Annotated in this window: 17 protein-coding genes and 1 riboswitch; of the genes, 8 read left to right on the top strand and 9 right to left on the bottom strand. The window is 60.9% G+C overall.

Annotation, left to right across the window (positions count from 1 at the left end; all coding sequences use genetic code 11):
• Positions 1-37 precede the first annotated feature (37 nt).
• Genes TERRO_RS05515 through TERRO_RS05505 form a run of 3 tightly spaced genes read left to right on the top strand, consistent with a single transcriptional unit; the run spans position 38 to position 5,360 of the window.
• The gene (locus TERRO_RS05515; RefSeq protein WP_014785014.1) at positions 38-1,423 is read left to right on the top strand and encodes a multicopper oxidase family protein; all 1,386 of its coding nucleotides are present in this window, start codon (positions 38-40) and stop codon (positions 1,421-1,423) included.
• Positions 1,420-2,934, top strand: coding sequence for a TolC family protein (locus tag TERRO_RS05510; RefSeq protein WP_014785013.1), 1,515 nt, complete (start codon positions 1,420-1,422; stop codon positions 2,932-2,934). Before TERRO_RS05515 ends, TERRO_RS05510 begins: the two co-directional genes overlap by 4 nt.
• Entirely contained in the window at positions 2,931-5,360 is a 2,430-nt protein-coding gene (locus TERRO_RS05505) for a heavy metal translocating P-type ATPase (RefSeq protein ID WP_014785012.1), read from the top strand. The genes TERRO_RS05510 and TERRO_RS05505 overlap by 4 nt, the downstream gene beginning before the upstream one ends.
• 5 nt (positions 5,361-5,365) lie before the next feature.
• Here TERRO_RS05505 and TERRO_RS05500 read toward each other — a convergent pair whose 3' ends face one another.
• Positions 5,366-6,676 carry a voltage-gated chloride channel family protein gene (locus TERRO_RS05500; protein ID WP_014785011.1) on the bottom strand — a complete coding sequence of 437 codons (1,311 nt, stop codon included), beginning with the start codon at positions 6,674-6,676 and terminating at the stop codon, positions 5,366-5,368.
• A gap of 10 nt (positions 6,677-6,686) precedes the next feature.
• Positions 6,687-6,757: riboswitch (Fluoride riboswitch) on the bottom strand.
• 108 nt (positions 6,758-6,865) lie between these two features.
• Here TERRO_RS05500 and TERRO_RS05495 point away from each other — a divergent pair.
• A complete protein-coding gene (locus tag TERRO_RS05495) occupies positions 6,866-8,107 on the top strand; it encodes a nucleotidyltransferase domain-containing protein (RefSeq protein WP_014785010.1) in 1,242 nt (413 codons plus the stop codon).
• Between the two features lie 13 nt (positions 8,108-8,120).
• Here TERRO_RS05495 and TERRO_RS05490 read toward each other — a convergent pair whose 3' ends face one another.
• The 8 genes from TERRO_RS05490 to TERRO_RS21855 form a co-directional block, all read right to left on the bottom strand.
• A complete protein-coding gene (locus tag TERRO_RS05490) occupies positions 8,121-9,596 on the bottom strand; it encodes a hypothetical protein (protein ID WP_014785009.1) in 1,476 nt (491 codons plus the stop codon).
• Positions 9,593-10,807: a hypothetical protein gene (locus tag TERRO_RS05485; protein ID WP_014785008.1), complete on the bottom strand. Its 1,215-nt coding sequence runs from the start codon at positions 10,805-10,807 to the stop codon at positions 9,593-9,595. The genes TERRO_RS05490 and TERRO_RS05485 overlap by 4 nt, the downstream gene beginning before the upstream one ends.
• Before the next feature lie 79 nt (positions 10,808-10,886).
• Complete coding sequence (locus TERRO_RS05480; protein WP_014785007.1) at positions 10,887-13,580, bottom strand: glycosyl hydrolase; 2,694 nt, start codon at positions 13,578-13,580, stop codon at positions 10,887-10,889.
• A gap of 92 nt (positions 13,581-13,672) precedes the next feature.
• Positions 13,673-15,241: a PAS domain S-box protein gene (locus TERRO_RS05475; protein ID WP_014785006.1), complete on the bottom strand. Its 1,569-nt coding sequence runs from the start codon at positions 15,239-15,241 to the stop codon at positions 13,673-13,675.
• A gap of 146 nt (positions 15,242-15,387) precedes the next feature.
• Positions 15,388-16,533 (bottom strand): PepSY-associated TM helix domain-containing protein, encoded by a 1,146-nt coding sequence (locus tag TERRO_RS05470; RefSeq protein ID WP_014785005.1) that lies wholly within the window; start codon positions 16,531-16,533, stop codon positions 15,388-15,390.
• 3 nt (positions 16,534-16,536) lie between these two features.
• On the bottom strand, positions 16,537-18,945 hold the full coding sequence (locus TERRO_RS05465; RefSeq protein ID WP_014785004.1) for a TonB-dependent siderophore receptor: 2,409 nt from the start codon (positions 18,943-18,945) through the stop codon (positions 16,537-16,539).
• Between the two features lie 247 nt (positions 18,946-19,192).
• A complete protein-coding gene (locus TERRO_RS05460) occupies positions 19,193-19,456 on the bottom strand; it encodes a PqqD family protein (protein WP_014785003.1) in 264 nt (87 codons plus the stop codon).
• 146 nt (positions 19,457-19,602) lie between these two features.
• Entirely contained in the window at positions 19,603-21,051 is a 1,449-nt protein-coding gene (locus tag TERRO_RS21855; protein ID WP_217164455.1) for a DNRLRE domain-containing protein, read from the bottom strand.
• Positions 21,052-21,552: 501 nt separating this feature from the next.
• Between TERRO_RS21855 and TERRO_RS05450 the strand changes: the two genes are divergently transcribed.
• The 4 genes from TERRO_RS05450 to TERRO_RS05435 all read left to right on the top strand — a co-directional run bounded on the left by TERRO_RS05450 (position 21,553) and on the right by TERRO_RS05435 (position 25,817).
• Positions 21,553-23,448 (top strand): asparagine synthase-related protein, encoded by a 1,896-nt coding sequence (locus tag TERRO_RS05450; RefSeq protein WP_014785002.1) that lies wholly within the window; start codon positions 21,553-21,555, stop codon positions 23,446-23,448.
• Positions 23,449-23,527: 79 nt separating this feature from the next.
• Entirely contained in the window at positions 23,528-24,124 is a 597-nt protein-coding gene (cysC, locus tag TERRO_RS05445; RefSeq protein ID WP_014785001.1) for an adenylyl-sulfate kinase, read from the top strand.
• Positions 24,121-24,966, top strand: coding sequence for an HPr kinase/phosphorylase (locus TERRO_RS21850; protein ID WP_014785000.1), 846 nt, complete (start codon positions 24,121-24,123; stop codon positions 24,964-24,966). Before cysC ends, TERRO_RS21850 begins: the two co-directional genes overlap by 4 nt.
• On the top strand, positions 24,951-25,817 hold the full coding sequence (locus TERRO_RS05435) for a sulfotransferase domain-containing protein (RefSeq protein WP_014784999.1): 867 nt from the start codon (positions 24,951-24,953) through the stop codon (positions 25,815-25,817). Before TERRO_RS21850 ends, TERRO_RS05435 begins: the two co-directional genes overlap by 16 nt.
• The last annotated feature ends 18 nt before the right edge of the window (positions 25,818-25,835 follow it).

The raw sequence follows: 25,835 nt of genomic DNA, 5'->3' as shown, positions 1-25,835 counted from the left end.
ACCTCCTAACGCTTTAGGACAACTGAAGGAATTTTCCATGAGTAACCGCCGCAGCTTTCTGCAGCGCGCGTTCGGTCTTGGCGCCGGTCTAATGACCGCGCCGCGCCTCTTCGCCACCACGCCTCCGCCGCATCACGCAACCAACGCGCACAACGTCCCGGTCGTCACCACGGAAGTCGGTGACATGCCCTTCACCATGGACGGTGGCGTGAAGGTCTTTCGACTGATCGCGCACGTGATGAAGCAACAGATCGCACCTAACAAGATCATCGACGTCTGGGGCTTCAATGGCTCCGCACCAGGCCCCACCTTCCAGGTCACGCAGGGCGATCGCGTGCGCGTCATCTTCGAGAACCAGCTCCCCGAACCCTGCTCCATCCACTGGCACGGATTTGAAGACCAGATCCAGTTCGACGGCATGCCCGGCATCAGCCAGGCCCCCACGCGCCCCGGCGAAACCTTCGTTTACGAGTTCGACATCCACCAGGCGGGCACCTACTTCTACCACTCGCACATGGCCATGCAGGAGATGGCGGGCATGCTCGGCGCCTTCATCATGCACCCTCGCGATCCCTACACGCCGCACTGCGACAAGGACTTCGCCCTCCACTTTCAGGAGTACGCCGTCCTCGCCAACAACACCGTGCCGAACACCATGAAGATGGAGTTCAACTGGCTCGTCATCAACGGCAAGGCCGGCCCCGCTGCAACGCCACTCATCATCCGCCTCGGCGATCGCGTGCGCCTGCGCTTCATCAACCTCGGCATGGATCACCACCCCGTCCATCTGCACGGCCACACCTTCCACGTCACCGGCACCGAGGGCGGCCGCATTCAGCCCAGCGCCTGGTGGCCCGGCAACACAACGCTCGTCGGCGTCGGACAGGCGCGCGACGTCGAGTTCGTCGCCAACAACCCCGGCGACTGGATGCTCCACTGCCACATGCCGCACCACATGATGAACCAGATGAGCACCGGCGTGAACGGCGAAGCAACCACCAACGGCCCGCTCTCCCAGGCGAAGAGCATGTCCGCCATGCGCGACATGCAGCAGCAGATGGCCGAAGGACAACCGAAGACAAGCGGCGAACAGATGTCCGGCATGATGTCCATGGACATGGGCGAGTCCGCCATGCGCGAGCAGGACAAAAACATCGCGCCCGACGCCAGCAACGTGCCCAACTTCCCCCAGGACGCCTACATGGAAGGCCCCATGATGAACATGGAACACACCGCCATGCTCGACAAGCCGGAGAACTTCGGCCTGCGACCCGGCTGGAGCAGCAGCATGCAGGGCATGATGACCTTCCTCCGCGTCTTGCCGCCCGCCCGTTACGACGAAGTCATCGCAAAGATGCGCGAAGCAAAGCGCCAGAACGATCCCTACGCCTCCATCCTGCGCAACGAAGGCGGCCGCGCATGAAGACCTATCGGTTCACCTTCCTAACCATCTCTATACTGCTCGCGGCAGCCTCAGCCTCCGCGCAAATGGACAACATGCCAGGCATGCACCACGACAACAAACCCATGCAAAGCATGCCCAACATGAGCGCACCCGCGAAGCCCGCAGCACAGCAACCCGCAGCAACAACTTCCATTCGCCGCGACACGCTCAAGCTGCAGGAATCCGAAGCACCGGACTCCCACACAGGCGACAACCAGCCCGCACCCGAACTCCTTAAAGAAGCCGACGCCAACGCACCGCTGACACTCCAGCAACTCGAAGACCTCGCCACCGCGAACAACCCAACCCTGAAGCAAGCCACCGCTCTGCAACAACGCAGCCAGGCCCAGGCCCGTCAGGCAGCGCTCCCCCCAAACCCGACCATCGGTTACAGCGGCGAACACATCCGCGGCGGCAGCTACGGCGGTGGTGAGCAGGGCGCCTTCGTCCAGCAGACCATCGTCCTCGGCGGCAAGCTGGGCCTCCGTCGCGACGTCTACCAGCAGGCAGCGAAGGCCGACGCCATCGGGATCGAACAGCAGACCATCCGCGTCCGCGCCGACGTCCAAAGTGTCTTCTATCAGGCACTCGCAGCCCAGTCCGCCGTCGAAATCCGACGCCAATTAATGGCCCTGGCACAGAATGTGACTGAGACGTCTCATACCATGCAGAACCTGGGACAAACAGACACCCCAGACGTCCTCCAGGCAGAGGTAGAAAACGAGCAATCCAAGATCGACTACGTCGCAGCCCAACGCGACTATCTCCAGAAATTCCGGTCACTTACAGCCCTCTGCGGCCAACCCAACCTCCCCGTCGCAAAACTAACCGGCGACCTCGAAGCAATCCCCAACCTCGACACAAACGAAACCATAAATAACGTCCTAAACAACAGCCCGGATATCCAACGAGCACAGCAGGAAGTAGCCGTAGCAGAGGCACAACGCACCAGCGCAAAACGCGAACCAGTACCCGACCTGAAGATCCAGGCAGGCGCATGGAACAGCGGCGATCAACTCAGCGACCCAACCAAACGAGCAGGCTGGATGGGCTTCGCGCAGATAGGCGTAGAGCTGCCCTTGTGGAATCGCAACCAGGGCAACAAAGCCGCAGCAGAAGCGGACCTGACGCGCGCAAAGAACGACGTCGCCCGCACGCAGCTACAGTCACAACAGCGAGCGCAACCTTTAGTTCAAAGCTATCTCGCAGCACGCTTCGAAGCCGAACGCTATCGCACGCAACTACTCCCGCGCGCGCAACGCGCCTATGAACTCTATGCCATGAAGTACCAATCCATGGCCGCACCCTACCCACAAGTACTCATGTCGCAACGCACCCTCGCACAACTCCGCATGGCCTATCTGCATGCATTGGAGAAAGAGTGGATGGGAGTCATTGCTCTACAGAACTACACGCTAAGCGGCGCACTCGATGCGCCTTCAAGCAACGGAGATGCGATGTTACGTTCAACCATGGGGGGCACGCAGTGAGCACTTTGCAGGAAGAGATCGTCGAAGCGAAAGTGAAGGATCCTGTGTGCGGCATGATGGTTCTTCCATCGAAAGCTGCGGGCTCAGCAGAACATAATGGTGAGCGTTATTACTTCTGCGGAAAGGGCTGCCTCGCCAAGTTTGAGGCATACCCACAGAAGTATCTTGAACCGCAGCCAACCGCTCCGCCGTCAGCCGCAGAAGCTGGCACCGAGTACATCTGTCCGATGGACCCTGAAGTAAGTCAGATGGGTCCGGGCAGTTGTCCCAAGTGCGGCATGGCATTGGAGCCGGCAGTTGTGACCCTAGCAACACGCACCGAATACACCTGCCCCATGCACCCGGAAGTTGCGAGCGATGCACCCGGTAGCTGTCCAAAATGCGGCATGGCACTTGAGCCGCGCGAAGTCACCGCCGAAGAGGACAATCCCGAACTGCGCGACATGCAGCGGCGCTTCTGGATCGCGCTTGCGATGGCCGTTCCACTGCTCAGCGTGATGGTGTCGGAGATGCTGCCATCCATGCCGCTGCAGCACGCAATGACAGCGCAGACACTCGCATGGATGGAGTTCCTCGTCGCAACGCCTGTGGTGTTGTGGTGCGGTTGGCCGTTCTTCGTACGCGGCTGGCAATCGGTGAAGAACCTCAGCGGCAACATGTTCACGCTGATCGCTCTCGGTGCAGGCGTCGCCTATCTCGACAGTGTTGCAGCAACCATCGCACCATCACTCTTCCCTGCTTCCATGCGCAGCATGAACGGCGCGGTCCCGCTCTACTACGAGCCCGCCGTGGTCATCATCACACTGGTGCTGTTAGGACAGGTGCTGGAACTACGTGCACGTAGTCGCACCGGTTCCGCACTGCGTGCGCTATTGCAATTGGCACCGCGCACCGCGCTGCGATTGGCTGACTGCGGCCATGAGAAGGAAGTATCGCTCGATGCAGTCAAGGTCGGCGACCGCCTGCGTGTCCGTCCTGGCGAGAAGGTTCCCGTCGATGGCATCGTGCTTGAAGGCTTCAGCGCTGTCGATGAATCCATGGTCAGCGGCGAACCCATGCCCGTCGCAAAGGCCACCAACGACGCAGTCATCGGCGGCACCGTGAATGGCACGGGCAGCTTCGTCATGAAGGCGCAACGCATCGGATCAGAAACACTGCTGGCACAGATCGTCTCCATGGTTGCCGCCGCGCAGCGCACGCGCGCACCAATTCAGAAACTGGCAGACCGCGTCGCTGTCTACTTCGTTCCAGCTGTGCTACTCGTTAGCCTGATTACCTTCTTCGCTTGGTACTTGCTCGGCCCGTCGCCACGCCTGGCGCATGCCATCGTCAATGCGATCGCCGTACTCATCGTCGCGTGTCCATGTGCGCTGGGGTTGGCAACGCCGATGGCCATCATGGTTGGCACCGGCCGCGGCGCAGGCGCTGGCGTGCTCGTTCGCAACGCCGAGTCGTTAGAGAAGCTCGCGTCCATCGACACACTCTTGATCGACAAGACAGGCACGTTAACCGAAGGCAAGCCACGCGTCACAACAGTCGCTCCTGCAGCCGGCTTCAATGCAGACGACATCGTCCGGCTTGCTGCAAGTGTGGAGCGAGCCAGTGAACATCCGCTGGCCGCCTCGCTGGTAGCAGAGGCAACGAGACGTGGCATCACATTGCAGTCTGTCGAGAGCTTCAAGAATCTTCCCGGCATGGGCGTACAGGGACAGGTCGCGGGCAGCGACATCGCCATTGGCAATCCGGCAATGATGCAATCGCTCAACATCGATGCGGCGCCTTTGGAGGCTGCGATTACCCAGCATCAATCTGCTGCGGAGACCGTTGTCGTCATCGCCCACAACGGCAAGGCAGCAGGTCTGCTTTGCATCGCAGACACCGTGCGCACGTCTGCCGCCGAAGTGGTCCGCGAATTGAAAGCCACAGGGGTGAACGTCGTCATGCTAACCGGGGACAGCGAAGCCGCGGCATCGGCCGTCGCAAAGACACTCGACATTGAGTATGTCGCCGGTGTTCTCCCCGCAGGCAAAGCGGATGCAGTCAAGCGCTACAAGAGCATGGGTCGCACAGTTGGCATGGCGGGCGATGGAGTGAATGACGCTCCTGCACTTGCTTCCGCCGACGTCGGCATCGCGATGGCAACAGGGACAGATGTTGCCATGGAATCAGCAGGCATCGTGCTGCTGCATGGCGATTTGCGCGCTGTATGGCGTGCCCGACGCTTGAGCCAGGCGACAGTTAGTAACATCCGGCAGAACCTTTTCTTCGCCTTTGCCTACAACGTCATCGGCGTACCAGTGGCTGCGGGTGTGTTGTATCCGTTCTTTGGCTTACTACTAAGCCCGATGATCGCGGCTGCAGCCATGAGTCTCAGCTCGGTCTCGGTGATCGCAAACGCGCTGCGTCTGCGATCCGTAAAGCTCTAATGGCGCTAAGAGTGAAGTTTGCGTGACACGGTATCTTTCGCTTCCAGCGCGAGTGAGTCTTCGTCCATTGCCTCCTCGTTCGCAACCTTCGCAATCCCTGCGCGTTGCGAACGGTAGATGCCGCTGTTGCCGGAGAAGAGGTAGCTGAAGACACATGCGATCCCTGCGTATGCGCCTGCCTCTGCGCCGAAGAGTTCCACGGCCATAAGCGTTGATGCAACCGGCGTGTTCGCCGCACCTGCGAACACAGCGACAAAGCCCATGCCCGCCAACAGGGATGGCGGCAGCGGCAATACGTACGCAAGCGCATTGCCTAGCGTTGCGCCGATGAAAAACAACGGTGTAACTTCGCCGCCTTTGAAACCCGCACCAAGCGTCACAACGGTGAAGAGGAATTTAGCCGCCCAGTCATAAGCAGGTTGCTGACCGTCAAACGACGCGAGGATACCCGGAATGCCCAGGCCGATATACTTCGTTGTTCCGAAGGCAAACACCGCCGCAGCGACCAATGCGCCACCAAGAAATGGTCGCAGCGGGGCATACGCGATCCACGCTTTGCAGCGCGCAGCGATCGCATGCACCGTATGCGCAAAAGCCATCGCGACCAGTCCGAACGCAGCACCTGCAACGGCTGCAAGCAAGACACCGCGTGCTGAGATCTGCGGCACGGCACTGACACGATAGACCGTGTGAGTCACGTGCCAGGCGCGTGTTGTCAGGTCTCCCGCAAAGGCTGCGACGATGCACGGCACCAGTGCGCCGTAGCTCACCGACCCAACCATCAATACTTCCAACCCGAATATGGCACCGGCCAATGGCGTTCCAAATACCGAGGCGAAACCAGCGCTGATGCCGCACATCAACAACACGCGGCGCTCTTCCGCGCTCAGCCGGAATGGCCTCGCAAGCTGGTCAGCGAGCGATGCGCCCGTCTGAATCGCAGTGCCCTCACGTCCGGCCGATCCACCGAAGAGGTGCGTGATGAACGTCCCGATGAGAATCAACGGCGTCATGCGCACGGGGATGGTCCGTCGCGGATCATGCACCTCATCCAGGATGAGATTGTTGCCCGCCTCGACCGATGTTCCCAGGTAGCGATACATCAAGCCAACGGCCAGACCGGCGACCGGCAGCAGGGCGATCAGCCAGCGATGGCTTTCGCGAATAGCAGTAGCAACGTTCAACGACCACAGCAAAAGTGCCGACGCGGAGCCAGCCATGACGCCCGTCAGACCCGCAAGCGGAATCCAACGCAGAAGGTACCGGAACAGATGATGGATTGAGATGTGGGATGTTACGGAACGCGCTTCTGACATGGTCCTCCTACGATTCGTAGGAGTCATCAGCAGCGGCCAGGCCGCGTGCGGTTCTGGCGGAACCCCAACGCCACGCAGGTGAGATTTTCCTAAGGCTAACATGGCCGCGCACGCAGCACGTGACGCGCGGGATGCGTCCCGTGACTCGTGCAGGCACGCCAACCGTCTGAACCGTTACTCTGGATACGCATGCAGGCGAGAGGCACAGCCACGGCTTTATCAGCACAGAACACGGTTGGGGTTTCATTCTCGCCAGAGTTCCGGCTGATGCTTGTCTGCCTGCGCTTTCCGTTCGGCGATGAGGAAATTGCAGCCATCCGGGAAGCTGCCGCGGCTGTCCTGGAATGGCACCACCTCGTGGCAATCGGCGAACGGCATCGAGTCTTTGGACTGCTGCTTCGCGGGCTGGCCTCGGCGAAGGTGCGACCGCCGGATGACGTATCTGCCATCATGCAAAACGCGGCAAGCAAGCAGGCCCGCCAGGCCATGATGCTGGCCCTTGAGACCATGCGGCTCGGCAGGATTTTTTACGATGCTGGTCTTCAGGCCGTCTTCTTGAAAGGTGCTGCACTAACTGCACTTGCATTTAACGACGCAAGTCTGCGTCATTCGAAAGACGTTGATCTGTGGGTTCCGCCATCGCAGGTAGCCGCTGCGGTGAAAATTCTACAAACCGCCGGCTACGAGCCTGAAGACCCTCACACGATCTCCCCGGAGCACCAGGATGTGTGGCTACGCTATGGCAAGGCCATGGACTGGCGCCGGACCGGAACTAACATCTTTCTGGAGTTGCATTGGCGGCTGACAGACTTGCCGCTCTTGCGCGGTGAACTGCAACCCGCGGCGCTTCAGCAGGTAGAGATCGCGCCGGGCAGTAGTGTGACAACGCTCGGCGGTGATGCGTTGCTGGCCTACCTCTGCGTGCACGGTGCGTCCCATGGATGGGGTCGCCTGAAATGGCTGGCGGATGTGTATGTGCTGCTGCCACACAACGATCCCGCCGCCGTCATGGCGACCTACCATCGTGTGAAAGACCTGGACGCGGGAAGGTCCGTCGGTCAGGCACTGCTGCTCTGCCATGATCTGCTATCGCTCGACCTGGGTACCCTGCAGCAGGAACTTCAGAAGGATGCAACACTGCAATACTTGCGAAAGTCTGCGCTGCGGCTGCTGTCGGGTGGGGGCGAGACACGAGAGGTGGATGCACAGCCATTTGGCAGCACGTCCGTCTACCTGTCCCGGTTCCTCTTAGGCAGCGGAACTCGCGCTGTCCTATCGGAACTTCGCACATGGACGTACCGGCCAGACGAGATCGTGGAGTCGCGCCTGCCGCGCCCCCTGTTTTTCTTGTTCCCCATCGTTCGTGTGGGATCCTGGCTTGCCTCAAGGGCAAAGCACCGTGGCCGCACGGCGCCTCAAGCCACTAAGTAAGATCGATCAAACCTTAATGCACTTCTGCGTCAAAGACACCTGTCTCCACGATGGAGCTGTGCTTCATTTGCACGAAGATCCGATACTTTCCTGGTGCTGGAAATCCATACGGAAACTCGACCGTCGGTGATACGTTTGCGGCCATATCCATACCTTCCATCGCCATGCCAGACATGGGTTCGAGCACGGCACCGTCATTCGCGACGGCCATGGACTGCATGGGTGCAGAGCCCTCAGGGTGGGTATGTGCAAACGCGGTCCAATCCGTCTTAACAAAGGCTGCGTGCCCCGCCATGCCGAGGTACGTGACTGCGTCAGCTGCGGGCTTTCCTTGTGCATTGAGCAGGTGGAAGCGGAAGTCTGCGGGCTGGTTCGCGACCAATGTCGCCGGCTTGTCCCAGACCATGCTGTAGCCGTCCGGCAGCTTGTCCACCGACCCCATCTCACCCGCCGAAATCTCGGGCGGTGCTGCCGATGCATCCTCTGGCGCAAGCTTGCCGCCAGTGAAGCCTTGGGGAATTTCCAGCGTTGAGGTCAGGGTCTCCGGCAGGCCGCTGCGGTGCACGATGTCGCCAAAGAGACGATAGCGCCCGGGCGGCATTGCGGGGAGATACATGCGCAGTTCGCCTGGGGCGACCAGTGATGGGTGCAGATGGTAGACGGCATCCATCTCGGGTTCGCGGATGGCGTAGAGGTGCATCAGGTGACCGTGATCCGGCAGCAGATCGGTGGCGACGCGATTGCGGCGGACGTTGTCTGTCGTGAAGCTGCCGATCTTCAGGTCGAGCGTGTCCCCTTGAAGTGAGGGCGTAAGTGCCAATGGCTGATAGACATACGAGGCGTAGGTTGCTGCCTCCACGTTCCACCACCAGCCGCCTAGCCAGACGGCTGCGACCACAGCAACGAGGGCTACCGCGCCCATGGCCATTGCGTGTTTGCGACGCGGTGCATCCGGAGCTTCACCGGGTGGGAGGCGGGATTCGCGCGAAGCTGCGGCGACGATGCCGACGATCCCCAGTACCAGCGCGGCTCCAAGGGCGCCGAGCATTAGGCCCAGCCTGCGGTCCATGCGCATAACGGACAGGGCCATGGCTGGGACTGGAACTCCTGCGTTTGCTTTGCCTTGGGTGCCTTCTATGGATAGTTGGACTTTCCAGGAGCCTGCTCCCATGAGCCAGAGCGAGCCGGTGAAGAAGGCGGGATCGGCTTTGGATTGTTGCATGGGGTCGGGTGTTGGCGGGTGCTTACTGGCCTCGCCGGTCATTGGTACTGGATTGATTCTAATGGAGTTAACGGTGGGTCCGGAGCTGCGGACTTCGACCGTTGCTACGCCTGGAATGACCAGTGGCGGGCGGATGGTTACGAAGAGTTTGTAGGGTCCCGGGTGCAGTTCTACGAAGACATCTTTGTTGCCAACATGCGCGTTTGCGACCGCTGGAAGCAACAAAAAGAGCACTACAAACCACATTTTGAATCGATTCAGTCTCACCGTTGGACTCCGCGCATCCAGCGACCGAAGAGCAGGCCTACCCAGGTCGAGATCGCCGCGTAAAGGGAGGCGCGGAAGAGATCGAGCCAGAGGGTCAGACCACCCTGCGGGTGGAAGAAGATGCGGAGGCGGTCTTCACTGTCGGGGCGTGCGCTGTATTGGAAGTAGGCCGTACCGAAGAAGCGGTTCTCGCTCGCCTTGGAGAGGAGGAAGTTGGCGAAGGGCCACTCGACTGCCGTGAGGACTGCAAGGAAGACGACACCGGAGACGGCGGCGATCTGCCAGGTCTTCCAGTTCTTCATCCTTTGCCAGATCAGGTCGAGGGCGAAGGCCGGGGCGATGAGAAGGATGGGGAACTTTGCCGGGACGAGGTGGGTGACGGGGAAGAAGACGGGGCCGAGCTTCGGTTCTGCGTGTGCCAGCGGGAAGATGAGGATCTCGCCGATGAGGAAGGCCATGTAGATGGCGGCGGCGGTGGTTGCGGCCCATTTGAAGCGGGAGGCCTGCGAGATCATGGCGAAGACGACGGGCACGGCGATGGCCATGGCGATGTAAGCGCGTGACTGATGCAGGCCGACGTCCCAGGTGTACTCCTGCAGGAAGAACATCTGGCCACCGACGGTGAGGCCGCCGAGGTAGAGCAGCAGTTTCTGCAGCGTGGAAAAGCTCCTGGAGCCTTCGGCTGCGGCGCGGTTCATGGTCGCGAGGATGAGGAAGAAGACGCCCAGCGAGACGGCGCGGATACCGAGGATGAGAAGCGTGTGTGGCGGGCTGACGATCTTGACGTCGAGGCCGTAGGCGTCATGCCACCAGTTGTCGAAGGGCGCCGAGGTGATCATGGCGATGCCGCCCCAGCCTGCGAGGAAGACGCCGAGTGGTGCGCGCAGACCGAAGACATTGACCGAGGCCGCGCGGAGCTTTGAATCGGTGTTGAAGGTGCACTGGTGGACGAGCCACAGACCGACGACCGCAGCCAGCACACCGCAGAGCTGGATCATGAGGTGGGCGGGCGTCCAGAAGGTGTCACGTCCGATGGAGCGATGCCACGCGACGTCCCATGCGGCACCGACGGAGGCTGACGTAATGCCTGCAACGCCGGTCCAGATGTACCAAGGGACGCCAGCCGCAGCGACGTCTCTTGAGACGGTGCGGCTGGATGAGGAAGTGGAGGGTAACGAGGCGAGCCCTGCAGGATGCGCGGCGCTGGACATGAGGAGACTCCTGCGATCAGGCTACGACGAAGAGCGCCCGGAATCACGAGAAATCGACTACGTCAGACACCGTGCATTCCTACTTGGACTCCGTTCGATAGTCCAGCGTGACGGGCCCGACCATGCCCGAGGTTGCGGCGTCGATCTTGTCCATGTCCTGCATCTGGAAACGATCGCCGTAGGTTGCTTTCAGTGCCGTGTAGTCGACGGGCGGGTGACCAGCCATCTCGTTCGTTGCGGTGTTGAAGACGCGGACTTCGATGGTGTTGTCGCCATCCTTTACAAGCGAGGAGAGATCGAGTTCATACGGCGGATGCCAGAGGGTTCCAGCAGGCTTGCCATTTACGAGTACGACCGCAGCGTCACGCACGGGAGCATCGAACCATGCGCGCATGCCGGGCAGGTTGGCGGGCCGGGTGTTCTCCAATGGCTTGCCATCCGGGAAGCCCAGCACCAGGTGCTGGCCCTTGCCGAGTGCATGTGCTGCGAAGGTCGTCGTGTAGCGAACTTCGCCGGAGTAGAACTTCGTCGCAGCGTCGTCGGTCCACACCGTGCTCTTGACTGCACGCTCGGGCATGGCAGGTGATCCCGCGCTGCCGGGGAATGCGGCGTGCCAATCGGTGAGCGTGATGGGGGTGCGGCTGTCGGCCGCGAGCGAAGGCGTCCTGGTGTTAACGCCGGTACCGTCGTGTAGCACGAGGACACGCGAGGCGTAGGGCGGCAGTGTGATCTGCGCGCCGAGTGTTGCGGCACTTGCGCTGCCCTTCTCGGTATCCCACCACTCCGCGGTGTGGCGTGTGGTGCGGGGTGAGACCTTCAGCACCTGGGCCGTGTTTGAGGTGTTCGCGATGAAGTAGACGTCAGAGCCCTTCAGCCTGCGATGAAGAAAGCCTATCTCACCATGACTGGCGCTTACGTCCATGTCCGGCGGCAGCGCACGGTGCAGGGCTGCAGGCAGATCGGCGTCGGATGCTACGTGTTGCGCCATTGGTAGCAACGCTGCAACGGCGGCGGCGACTCGTGCACTGTCACCGGCGTCCTTCAGGCCCGGTGAGGTCGACGGTGTCTCGCCGACGAAGATGATCTTGCCGCCACCCTTTGCATAGGTCTGCAGCCGCTGTACCAGCGCGAGCGGCATACGGCGGGTCGCGGGTATGACGACGACGGGATGGGCGATGCCTTTGAGTTCGATCGCCTTCGCATCGGTGTAGTCCACGTTGTAGCCCGCGGAGAGCATGGACTTCATCAACTGCGGCGTGATGTGGTGCGGCATCTCGGCGGTGACCGAGACGTGGCCGGGACGGAACTCTGCCTGGGCATCATCCTCCGGAAGCAGCACGGCGATGTCGTTTGCCGGTTCGCCCTGACGGAGCAGCCAGCTCATGCGCTGGAGGTAGTTCGTCACCTGGGGCATCACGGGCCACCAGGGGTTGTGCGCGTTGAAGACAGCCGCTGCATAGAGGGACCAGCCGGGTTCCTGCACACCGGGTGCGGAGTAAGGCCAACCATGTCCGACGATCTGATTGACGCCTTCGAGGAACATGCGGTCGGCTTCGGCCTTCATGTCTAAAGGCGTTGCGCGGAAGGCGGGCGAGTGTAGCCACGTCCACGTCTCTGCGGAGGTGACATTATTGCCGAAGATGTGGTTCGCAGAGGAGGTCCAACGCGTGTACGAGAAGGCATTCCATTGCGGCCCTTCGCCTTCGGGGAGTTGCGGGATGCGTTCGTCTGCCAGCGTTGCTGCGGGTTCGCCGTAGGTCTGCGAGCGGAACTTTGTGCCATGCTCGGCGGCGAAAGTGGTCATGGGCTGCAGGTAGTTCTCGCGCACCAGGTCAGAGAGTGTCACGGCCCAGTCGTGCCGGATTGCTTCAGCCTGTGGCGTGCCTCCCTGCGCCAGTTCCGGCAGATGGTCGAGCAGATCGTAGCCACGTCTGCGCTGGAACTCCTGCGGTAGTGTCGGTGTCCAGTCGCTGCCGTAGACCTCCAGCGAGTCGGAGAAGATGGCGTATGGCGGAGCGCCTTTGAAGCCCTTCAACAACGGTTCGCCGACGGCGGTCAGATGCGTCGTGATGGCCTGCTTCGACATGTGATCGAGCACATAGCCTTCGCTGCCGACCGATGCACGCTTCACCATCTGCTTGGTGTGGCTGAGGATGAAGTAGACCGCGACGCCTGCGTTCGATCCGGTGCCACTGAAGGTGAGCGCCTCGCGATGGGCGGTTGCAGCGTCCCACTTCTGCGGCGTTCCTCCGGCGGAGTAGACCGCGATCAGGCTCTCACCCGCTGCCATGACGGGGTGTGGTGCGCCAACGGGCAGTGCTATGACCTTCAGGTTCGCAGCAGCCTGATCGATCGGAATGTGCGGGCCGCCGAAGGGCCATCCGCTGCCCAGTGTGAGATCGACGCGCATGCCGAGGGCGCGGCCATGCTCCTGCGCGACACGCAGCATCTCGACCATCTCAGGAGAGGCGTAGCGGAGGTTATGGATGCCCTTCGCTGGATCGTCCAAGAGCAGCGGATAGACTGACGCGAACTCAAAGCCGCCGATGCCGCCGGCGTGCATCTGGTCGATCTCGTGCATGATCTCTTCGCGGGTGACGGATGGTCCGAACCACCACCAACGCATCATGGGTTTCGCGTCATTCGGCGGTGCCGCAAAGCCTTTGCGCAGCGCAGGGAGATCCTGTGCCGGGAGCATTGCAGCGCAGCCAACGGCTGCAAACCAGAGAGCCGCCGCAGCGACACAGTACTTCTTCGAGGATCTACTTGTCACGCCACGACTCCGCACCCATAGCGTCTGGGGTCCCGACCATCTTAGACGGGACGGGCTACTGACCGCATCGAAGCAGCGCGCCACCCGGCGCTTCAGGCCTTGGCTGGATCTTCCCCTGCAGCGCCCTGGTAGGGGAGGAAGAGACGAAAGACAGTACCGTGGCGTTGGCTGGCGCGAGAGCTACGGACGTCGAGGTGTCCGTGATGTCTTGCCACGATCTCTGCACTGATCCAGAGTCCGAGGCCGGTGCCCTGCAGGCCCTTGGTGGTGAAGAAGGCTTTGTAGATGTTGGTCATGGTGGCGGAATCCATGCCCACGCCGGTGTCGGCGATGGTGATGGCGATGCCACGGCGTTCGTTGCGTGTGTCCATCGCCTCGCGTGTGCGTACCAGCAGGCGTCCTCCTCCGGCATGCATGGCATGTACGGAGTTGGTAATGAGGTTGGTGAGCACCTGGCGGATTTCACTGACCATGCAGACGATGTGCTGGTCCGTACGGTTCCTGAGTTCGACGGTGACGTTGTAGTTTTTGAAACGAGGTCCGTAGATTTCGATGATCGGCGAGAGCAGATCTTCGCAGGTAACGGCCTCTGGACCGTGGGACTGCTTTGAGAAGCGGAGCGCCTGCGCGGTGATGAGCTTCATCCTTTTAAGCTCTTCATCAGCCTGACGGATGTACGAACGGACCTCCGTGTTCTGCTCACTTTCCGGGAGAACCTGATCCATGAGGTAGACAAGATTCATGACCGCTTCGAGCGGGTTGTTGATCTCGTGCGAGATGGCGGATGCGAGGCGGCCGACGGCTGCGAGCTTTTCGGACTCGCGCAGTGCTGTCTCAAGTTCCACGCGTTCGGTGACATCCATTTGGATGCCTACGATGTGTGTCAATTCTCCGTCGCGATTGCGGATGGGAGAGAGTGCCAGTTCATTCCAGAAGAGGCGACCGTCCTTCCGATAGTTTTTAAGGACTGCGACGGTCTCGCGCTGTTTTGAAAGTGCTTCGCGGATGAGTGTGAGGCCCGGCTGGTCGGTCTCACCATTTTGAAGGAATCGGCAGTTCTTCCCTTCTACCTCTTCCAGGCTGTAGCCGGTCATGGCTTCGAAGGCTGGGTTGACGTACATCAGCGGCATGTCCGGGAGTTGAGCGTTCGCGATGCTGATGCCGCTAGTGACCGAACGGAAGATATTGCGATTCAGGTTGAGTTCTTCCAGTGCCGACCGGTAACGCCGCGCGAAGGCCCGATGGGCGTAGAGGGCGACGCCGAGTTGCGCGCTGAGCACTGAAGGATTGTCTGGAAGGGCGAGGACCGCGTCGAATGAGTCCGCTTCCTCGTCCGGCGGCACCGCAGCGATGGGCGCGGGAACGACGGCGACGAGGGCCGGCCTGATCTGTTCTTTCTCGATCAACTGAGCGGTGATCAAGGGGCGGAGGCGGAGCGCCTTCTCTTCGTCGGCAATGATGAGTTCGAAGTCGGCCAGGCGGTCCGGGTCGAACTCTGCAAGTTCGAGTACCACCGATTGAAGGTCCAGGCTTGCGGCAATCGTTTGCAAGAGACGGCGGTTGGCCGTATCGCGGACCATGATGCCCGCAACCTGCGGCGTCGGCCTTTCTGCGTGGCCCGGTTCGACCGGCGTTGCTGCACTCGTATCTATCTGTCCCACTATCCTGCGACCCGCCTTTGATGTGCTCTACCTGCGGAACTCCTGTCGAGGGAGTTCTCACGCGCTATGTGAGATGCATGGAAGCGAGCGATTGGAGGGCAGTGGCGAGGAGACGCGTGTGCAGGAGGTCAATCTGAAGTGTCATTTCACTGGTCGTGCGACAGGGTTCCGTCGGTGATGGAGCGCCAGCGCTTGCTCAGAAAGCGGTTCCAATACATCAGCAGGCCGGTCACACTCAGGATGGGCAGGCTGAGACCTAAGAGACACCACGCCACTTTGACACTGGTGCCCCACAGCGTGCCGAAGTGCAGCGGGTACATGAGCCAGACGATCCAATCGCCGAGTGAGTGGTTCTGGCCGTAGTGCCACTGTGAGAGCAGTTGGCCTGTGCCGCTGTCGAAGATGTCCTGATCGCGGTGGGTGAAGTCGCCGGGCGTACGTTGCACGTCGACGCTGACGGTGGCGCCGGGTGTGGCGGGGAGGAAGAGTCCGCTGACATGACCAGGGGATGTTTTGCGGGCCAGGTCAACGATGGTCTGCATGGGCAGGGATGCGGCCTGGGGGTGTGCGATCTTTGGCGCCGGCGGCTCGGCCATGCCCTTGAGCGGAGAGACGGCGTTAATGGCGGACGTCACCTGCTTCGGGAAGAGGAAGTAGACCGCCGTGATGCCCCACCAACTGACGATGAGCAGCGTCCAGATGCCGACGGCGTTGTGCGCGTCGTAGTTGATGCGGCGCCAGCGTGCGCGTAACGAAATGAAGAAACCGCGCTTCCACTGACGCAGCCCGGGCCACCAGAGGATGAGGCCAGTCATGGCAAGAACCAGCAGGCCGATACCGCAGACGCAGTTGACGACGAAGCCTGTCTGGCCGGCGAGCAGGTTCACATGGAGGTCCTGCACGCGGTCGAGCAGCGGTTGCGGACCTTCAGGAAAAGGGACGCCGGTGGTGGAGTCGGCGTAGACGTAGCGGTACTTGCCGGGGCTGGTGCTGAGGTACATGCCCCAGCGTGGATCGCCTTCGGACGGCAGGACTACGTACGAGGCCCTGGTGCCTGGGTAGCGCTTCTGCGTCTGCTCGATCGCCGTATCTACCGAGGCTGCGTGCGCGGGGTCGAAGTGGACGCCGTGCAGCGAGACTTTGCGTAGCTCATCTTCCCAGACCAGTATGGAGCCGCTGAGACCGATGACGGCGACGTACAGGCTGAGCAGGACGCCCAACCAGAGATGAATCTGGAAGAGCGCCCTGCGGAGGAAGATTTTGCGTGGAGCGTGAAGCAGGGCCTTGAGCATGGGTTAGAAGTTCCAGCTCATGGTGGCGCGGACGGTGCGCGGCTCGCCGGGGTTGACATAGACGTTGCTGTAGGAGCCGCGGAAGTAGCGAGTGTTGGCAAGGTTGTAGGCGTTGACGCGCCACTGGGCGTGGCCGTGTGTGTAGCCGGCGGAGGCGTCCATGAGGCCGTAGCCGGGGATGTCAAAGCTGTGGGCGAGATCACCGGACTGGCTGGTGTAGCGGCGTCCGCCGAAGCCGATGAGGAGGCCACGAGCGCGGCCGCGTGGAACCTCGTAGGTGCCCCAGAGGTTGAAGAGATGCCTGGGGGCGTTGACGGTGGGTGTGCCGGCGGGCAGTGTGTTGTCGTTGGTGACCATGGCGTTGACGAAGGCGTAGGACGAGCTGAGGTTGAAGCCGGCGATGGGGTGCACGGTGGCCTCCAGCTCGACGCCGCGGCTGCGCTGGGTGCCGGTGACGAGATAGAAGTTGGGGTGGGCGGGGTCGCTGGTGGCTACGTTGCGGCGCTCGAGCTGGAAGAGTGCGACGTTGCCGAGGAGCTTGCCGTTGAGGAAGCTGGTCTTGGCACCGCCCTCCCACTGCTGTCCGCGCTCGGGCGAGACGAAGCGGCCGGAGAGGCTGCCGTCGAAGACGAAGCCTGACTGCGGCATGAAGGATTTGCCAAAGCTGGCGTACAGGGTGACGGGCTGGATTGCCTGCCAGGTGACGCCGAGACGTGGGGAGAGGCCGAGGGCGTTCTGGTTGGGCGAGCCCTTGCTGACGTTCTTGGCCCAGTCGTTGCGCGCGCCGCCGGTGATGGTGATGTCGTGCGGCAGGCGGATGTGGTCCTGCAGGTAGACGCCGGTGTATTGCAGGGCGGTGTTGCTGGCGGTGTAGAGCTGCAACGGGCGAACCGGGGATTGGCCGTAGACGGGCTTGTATAGGTCTAGGCCCTCGTACTGTGTGGGGTCGGCGAAGTCGATGGAGTAGCCCTTGGCGTCGCTTGGCTTGCGGAAGAAGTCGACGCCTAGGAGGACGTTGTGCTCCATGCCGAAGAGGGTGCCCTTGCCCTGGATGCTGGTGTCGCTTTGCTGGGCGCCGAAGTTCTCGTGCCAGCTGAGCGGGTAGCGGTAGAGGGTACGGTTGTCTGCGCCGAGGTAGCTGGGGTAGTAGAGGCGATTCCAGTCCTGCTGGTACCAGGTGACGCGGGCGTTCTCGCGGAGGGTGAAGTTCTCCGACATGACGTGCTGGAACTGGACACCGAAGCCCTGGTTTGCCTGGGACATCTTGTTGCTGTTGGCGTCGAGTTCGCCGGTGAATACGTTGACGGGGATGGGGCCGTTGGGATTCGGCAACACGGTTCCGACCGCCGGGAGCGGCATGGCGACGCGCAGGTTGTCGCGCTGGACGCGGCCGAGCAGGGTTAGCTGCGTGCCGTTGCGCGGCTTCCAGGTGAGGGACGGTGCTACGTAGTAGCGATGGCGGTAGGTGTAGTCGACGAAGGTGTCGGCGGAGTGGTAGATGGCGGCGACGCGGCCGTAGAGCTTGCGGTTGGGCGTGAGGGAGCCGCCGAGGTCTACGGCGGGGTCGAGGAAGTTGAAGGTGCCGCCGGTCATCTGGATGTGGGCGAAGCGATCGGGGATCGGCTTGCGCGTGACGAGGTTGATGAGACCGCCCAGTGGGGCCTGCCCGTAGAGCGCGGAGGATGGTCCCTTGATAACTTCGACCGACTCGACGCCCCATGTCTCTTCTCCTAGGCCGTTGCCGCTGCGCAGGCCGTCGATGAAGGTGTTGTAGGAGCCGTCGAAGCCGCGGATGCGATAGAAGTCGTAGTTGTCGTAGTAGCCGCCTGGCATGACGCCGGCCACGTTCTTCAAGGCGTCGTCGAGCTTGACTACGCCCTGGGAGTTCATGAGTTCGCGGTTTACGACGGTGACGGATTGCGGCAGCTCGTTCAGCGGCATATCGAGCTTGCTGCCTCCGCTGCTAATGGGGGTGGCATACATGTTGCCGGCCGTTACAGTGACGGAGTTGCGATCGCCTGCGACCGGCAGGCGCAGGTTCGTTACCGTGCCCGCCGCTTGATCCTGAACGTCGACGGTGCGGGAGATGGTCTCGAAGTTCGGCGATTCCACGGTCAGAGCGTAGGACCCTGCGGGTACCGAGGCGGTGTAGCTGCCTGCGGCGTCGGTCACTACCGTCTCTGCCAGGCTGCCGCAGCGGAGCGTCACCTGAGCCTTTGGGACGGCCGCTCCCATGGTGTCCGTTACGACGCCGTGTAGTGCGCGCCGGGCGTTTGCCGGTACCGCTGAGCAGGCTGACGGCCCCTGTGCCATCAACGTTCCTGCAGATACTGCCGCCACCGCAATGAACGGCAGGCACACTTCATGGGTACGCGCCGCAGCGCGCACTGATTCGACAATCCACTTCTTCATCACAACTCGCAAACGTCCTTGAACTTCGTCGCCGTGACTCTCCCGCTCTGCGGAAGGAAACACGCTCGGGAGCACATACGCGTGAGAACGCGCAGGCGACAATAGACGTTACCCAACTATAACTCGGACTTAACTGGTCGGCATTAGTTTTTTGACGTGCTGAACGGTACTCGGACACTGGGCCGACGGGCTACTGCTGCGCTTGGCGCTGTTGTTCCCTGCCTTTTGCCGGTCCTGGGCCGGTGCGTCAGGCTGCGGGGACGATGTAGCCACTGCTGAGCAGCTGATCGAGCAGACGTCCTGTCTCGAGCCTGCAGGTTTCTTCGTCCACGTCGAAGTCCGCGCGGAGCTTCGCTACGAGGCTTTCTAACGATTGGGGTGTGTTGAACAGCTCCCAGATGGCCGCACCCTGTGCGTTGAACTCCATGTATTCCCAGCGGGTGGTATGGAGGAGGATGAGTTTTCCTTCGACGTCCTGCTGAAGAACGGACACCGATCGTTGGTAAGTCATCTGCCCGCTCCTATCCTTACGTCCGTCTTAGAGTTTAAGCTCTGCGGCTTGCCCTCTGGGTTTGGCTGTTCTGCTGCGTCTGCGGCAAAAAAAGACGGCCTGCCGCTTCGAAGGAAGAGGCAGGCCGTAAGTGGTGCTAGAGATTGCTACGGTCGTGTTGGAAAGATGCCGTTCGTACAGATGGAATAAATCATGCCGGCAGGTGTAATGGCACGCATGTCGGGAACGGCGAAGTTGTTGACGCCGTTGCCGCCGTAGGTAGTCCCGATCAGAGCGAACAATGCCTGGTATTGGTTGATGGGAAGTAACCGACCGTCTGCAGGCATGTCGAAAGGGTAGTTATTCGAGTATGTGGTCAGAATGATCTGACCGATGAAGAACGATCCGTTCCCACAGTTGTCTCCGACCGTGGCGGAAGCGTATGGGTTGACGCTGTTGAGAGCCGTCAGGCCAGCGGACCCGGTGTAGCCGTTAAAGTTCTGCAACTTCGTCGTGTTTGCGGTCAACTGATTCGACTGGGCAGTGCTGAATGTACCCGTGGCGCCGGTTGCACCCTGGGGTCCAGCTGGTCCGCTGGGTCCTGGGACGGTGCTGGCGGCGCCTGTAGCGCCGGTTGCGCCCGTTGCGCCCTGCGGCAGAAGAAGCGTCCAGTAGGCAGTATTGGTGGGAGCGATGCCCGTGGAGACGACCGGATTGTTGTGAATGTAGAGCGCGTTGTTGAAGAGCACAACGTTCGTCGCGCCGTAGGACGTGGCATCACTGTAGGCGCCAAGGTACGTTACGCCCGTGCTGCCCGTGGCTCCGATTGCTCCCGTCGCACCGGCGGTTCCAGTAGCTCCAGTGGGACCAATGGGTCCGGTTGCGCCGGTGGGACCGATGGGGCCAGTCGCGCCCGCAGCTCCGATGGGGCCAGTCGCGCCCGTAGCTCCGACAGCTCCAGTTGCTCCCGTGAGACCGGTAGCTCCGGTAGCTCCGGTAGGACCGACAGGTCCGATTGCGCCCGTGGCTCCCTGTGGGCCAGGCGCGCCGTTCAGTCCAGGTGCTCCGGTGGCGCCTGTTGCACCGGTTGCTCCTGTGTTTGCCAACGTGATGTCGATCATGGCGACGTGCCCAGTGAGAGCATTTTCCTTGCTGTCAAAGACCGCATCGCCGCCCGTTGAGCTGATCTGGATGCCGAAGTTCGTGCCGGGATTATTGAACCAGTACTGAACGATGGAAGTTACGTCGATCGAGATGAACCTTTGCGGCTGCACCGAATTGAAGGTGACTGCTGAGGCTATGTCGGCGCTCGGGCGATTGTTGTAGTTAGTCCCTGGCTCAGTCCACGACGAAGTGGCCCGGCTGGCGGTGAAGGTGCCGGAAGCATTTAATTGATTTTCGAAGAGGATGAGTGTTGCCCGCTGAATGTTTGCGCCAGTAACTCCAGCCGGGACAGCGCCCGTGTTGATCTGCAGCAATGTGCTGCTGCTGGCGTTTACGGCGAGCGTTGTGGAGCCGCCGTAGGTCGTGGCGGGGGTTGCCGAGGTGTAGTAGGTATCTGCGGATGTGGGGACTGTTGTAGCGGACGCTGTAAGTGCGACTGCACCCAATACCACAGCGGGGAGGACAGAGCGTAAACAATGACGAGGCATGAGTTCCTAGGCGAGCAAAGCGCTGAAGGCGAAGTGAAAGTAAGGGTGACGCGCGGGATGCACGTGACTTGGGGGTTGGGGAGCGAATTCAGCGTAGGCACTGTGATGTGCCATGTCAAGATATCTTTCAAATGCGGGATCGATTATTCGGTCGAATAACATCCATTGCCGTCTTCGCAATGCGTCCTATCGGCTCGCAGCTTCAATTATGGCGATAGATACTGTGGGTTTCAGAGCCTTGATATGCCCTGTCCTATTCGATCCGCGGCTCGATGAGTAGCTCTAAGGCGAATCGCAGCTGGCAAACCGGGACCAACTTCACGACTATCCAACGATCGTGTGATTTACTCGCTCGCGGCTCTGTGCTGCATCGATCATCGTCGCTCGGAAGCATGCGTTGGACGACGCCATGGCGCGGCGATCGATACCAGTTACGCCGGTTAGAATCGCGAAGGCGGGGTCTGTATGTCGATTGCTGGTGCCCTCTCATTTCAGGGAGGGGTTCGTGAGGAAGAAGTCGGTGCCAGCCTCGCTCGGCTGGCCTACACCGCGACCGCCAGTCGCCAGTTGTTACGCGGCCCCGGCTTTGTCTTCGGCGCGGTCAACGGTGGATGCATGCATCATGGCCGGGGCGATACAGAAGGTTTGTTCGCAGTCTTCGATGGCCCGTTGTTTGAGACGCAGGAGTTGCGCAATCGTATTGGCGGAGTTCATGCCGAGGCGAACGATGCGGAGCTTGCAGCGCTGGCGTATCGACGTTGGGGCGATACCTTTCCGGATGCACTGGACGGGGAGTATGCGGTCATTGTCTGGGACAGCGTACGGCGTTGCCTGTTGATGAGTTGCGATGCGATGTCTCGCGGGGTGTTGCACTATGGCCAGGCGAACGGCGATCTTCTGTTCAGCAGTGAAGCGCGGGGCCTAGTTGGCTGGCCTGGTGTTGATAGCAGTCTGGACGAGATCACGGTTGCCCGGCGTTTCAGTCTGCAGCAGGAGCGGGGTCGCACGATCTACCGCGGCATCCGTGGCGTGCCGGGCGCAGCGACTCTGCTGTTTCGCCAAGGCGAAGCGCCCCAACGCGTGCCGTATTGGTTCCCGCTTCGCCGGCCGCTGCTGCAACTGCGCGAGCCCGAGGGATATGCCGAGGCGCTGCGCGCCGCCATGGTTCGGGCGGTGAGTCTGCGCCTTCCGGCAGAGGGACTCGTCGCGTCTCATCTCAGCTCAGGTTTCGACAGCTCAGGCGTTACCGCACTTGCAGCGCAGGCTCTTGCGAAACAGAACCGTCCGCTTATCGCATACACTTCCGCTCCTGTGTACGCAGTCGACGCAAGCAATGTTGTCAAGAATCGCTTTGCCGATGAATGGCCGCTGGCAGCGAAGGTGGCCGCTATGTATCAGAACGTGGAACACATCCGCATCGCAACGAATGGTGCGGATTGGTGGGATGCGCTGGATGGGCTTGGGGACGCATTTGAGGCACCCCAGGGATTCATCCGCAACGCGCGCTGGTATTACGCGATTCACAAGCATGCGCAGGGCCGTGGTGTGGGCACGATGTTAGAGGGGCAGGCCGGTAACCAAACCGGAAGTTATACCGGCCAATTTGGTTTGTATGACCTTCGCAAACGCGGGGAGTGGCTGGCTTTGTTGCGGGCGATGCGGGTACGTCGTCGACGAGGCGAAAAGCTGCCGCGGTTGATCACCAGCGCATGGATGCCGCGGCCCAAGACGCTGGCCTACCTGCGTCGCATGCGCGGAGCACGTGCGACGCCGAGTCTCTACAGCAATAGCATGATGCGGCAAGATTTTTACGAATCAACGGGCTTACCTGCTTTGCAGGAATCTCCGGTGGGCAGCGCCGCGGCGATGGACCATGCGGATGGTCGAAGCTGGCGGTTGCACCTGCTTTTGCAAAGCGAACTGGGCATGGTGAACGCCGGGATGCGGCGCGCATTTGACATGCGCCGCGAAGACCCGACTGCCGACCGCGGCCTTGTGGAACTGGTTCTCTCGATACCCGACGAAGCGTTTGTGTCAAACGGGATACGCCGTGAGTTGTACCGCATTGCCTTCCGTCATGACCTGCCCACGGAGCTGTTGCAGGAACGTTCTCGTGGCCTGCAGAGCGGTGACTTTCTGGAGACGTTCCATGAAGCAGTACCGCTCTTCCTGGAGGAACTCGATCGCCTCGAAGACACGCCGGCAGCTGTTCGTATTCTGGATCTAAAACGCATGCGTGATGCCCTGGAGAGTTGGACCGAAGGCGCGAATGGCGACAAGAACGCAATGGACCGCCGGTTCAATTACACCGTTGGAGGCGCGCTTTCGATGGGTAGATTCATTCGCCGGATGCAGGTTTGAAACTCGACGTGTGACGCGTCGCGATACGATCACTGTGGAGCATGCACTTTGTCCGTTGCTCCGGGAACAGGAATCTTGAATGGACGCCACTCCCCTTCCTCATCACACAGAGATCTCGGCACCCACGATCTGGTTCACCGGTCTGAGCGGTTCTGGCAAGAGCACGCTTGCAGCCGCCGTGGCTGCGAAGATGATGCAGTCGGCGATCCAGCACCAGGTGCTGGATGCGGACCGGGTGCGCAAGCATCTGTGCCCCGATCTTGGTTTCTCCGACGAGGATCGACACGAGAACATTCGGCGACTGGTGTACGTGGCGGAGATGCTGTCTCACCATGGCATTACGACGCTGGTTGCTGCTATCTCACCCCTGCGCCGGATGCGGGAGCTGGCTCGCGAGACATTGCCTAATTTTATGGAGGTCTTCGTCGATGCGCCGCTGCAGGTTTGCAGAGAGCGCGACCCGATCGGCCTGTATCGCAGGTTCCATGAGGGTGCGATCCGCAACCTGAGTGGTGTCGACAGTCCTTACGAGACACCGCTGGAGCCTGAAGTACATTGCCACACAGACCGCCAAACGATTGAGGACAGCGCGGGACAAGTGATGAAGGCATTCATGGGGCGCTACGGTGGCATGCGCGCCTGGAATCATCTCCAACTTAGTGCGGAGGGTCGGTGAATAACGAATTTGAAATAACCGGCGTGCCGGATGCAAAGGGAGTCTGGGTAGAGTCGTTACCGGAGCACCTGGAAGATGCTGTGGGACTTGCGGCGTTCTGGCAGGCTCGCCGCGGAACGCTGCTGTTGCGTGTGCCGTATGTGGGGGCTTATCGCGTCACCAATGGCGACACTATTGAAGTGTGCCCGATCGATGGCGTTGATCCTGCTGCATTGGACTTATACCTGTACGGCGCGGCTCGCGCAGCTTTGCTGCATCAACGCGGTGAGTTACCGCTGCATGCATCGTCACTGGTACCGCCAGGCGGCGATCGAGCAATTGCCTTGTGCGGACCTTCCGGCGCAGGGAAATCTACGCTGGCCGTTGAGCTGTCACGAAGAGGATGGACGCTGGTTGCAGATGACACGACTCGCGTGCAGTGTAAAGATGGCACACCGATGGCGTGGCCGAGTCACCCAAGCGTAAAGCTGTGGCACGACACGTGTGACAACTTCAATGTGCCGGTCGAAGGGCTTCGTCGTGTTCGGGAAGACATGAATAAGTTTTACTTCGAGATGCCGGTTCACCCTGAGACCGTTGTGTTGGGGAGCGTCGTCGAGTTACTTACGACGGAAGGCGGATTGGAGAGAGTGACTTCCCTGCCCGAGCGCATGAGCCTACTGAGCAAGCATGCCTTTCGTCCATTTCAGATTGCCGCTCTGCAGGTGCAGGCGCAACACATGCAGACGGTCGCGACGGTCGCGACTGCCTGCAACCTGTGGCAACTGCACGGGGCGCGAGTGGCGACTGTCTCGGCGCTGGCTGACAGCGTAGAGGAAACGGCAGCTTGGCAAAGCAAATAATCCTCGTTGCAAGTTATCCAAAGTCAGGTAACACCTGGGTTCGGCTGGTGCTGCAGGGCCTAATGCATGCAGACCGCGCGGGTGATCTGAATGCATTGGACGGAGCCTTTTACGGCCAGCAGAGGCGCAACCTTTTTGATGAGCTTGCACCTGCGAAGGCCTCGGACCTGACAGCGGAAGAGATCGACGATTTCCTGCCGTCAGTGAATACTTCGATGACATCACTGATGGAGTCGCCAGCGATCGTGAAGACTCATGAGCTGGCGCGACGCAACCGTGCGGGTGCGTGGATGTACGCTCCGGAGCAGGTGAAGGCTGTTCTCCATGTGGTGAGACACCCGTTCGATGTGGCTGTCTCCTTCGCGCATCACATGGGCTGGACCGTGGAACAGGCGGTCGTGCAGATGGGTTCAGCGTTTCGCTTTTCGTCGCAGGATTACAAGTTGAGTTTGCCCTTTCCTGAAGCCGTTGGTACGTGGAGTGAGAACGTACTTGGGTGGACTGGCCCGGACCAACCATACCGCTGCATTACGGTGCGCTATGAGGATCTGCTGTTGGACAGCATGTCACTCTTTCGGAGTATTGCGCATTTTGCAGAATTTGTATTTACGGAGACCGATTTACAGCGCTCCGTAACAGCGGCGAGTTTCGACAAGCTGCGGAGCCTGGAGGAAAGTAAGGGGTTTCGAGAGCGGCCTGCCAGCTCGCCACAGTTTTTCCGATCCGGAAAGGCTTTTAGCTGGGAAGGAAAGCTGCCGGAAGACCTGCAAAGACGCATCTGCAAGCGACATGCTGAGGCTATGCAGCGGTTTGGGTATCTGGTGGACGGAACAACGACGCCCAATGGCTGAGGTATACTCCGACTTATA

It is taken from the genome of Terriglobus roseus DSM 18391, from assembly GCF_000265425.1.
GTDB lineage: Bacteria > Acidobacteriota > Terriglobia > Terriglobales > Acidobacteriaceae > Terriglobus > Terriglobus roseus.
This window is presented reverse-complemented; position numbering and strand designations above follow the sequence as displayed.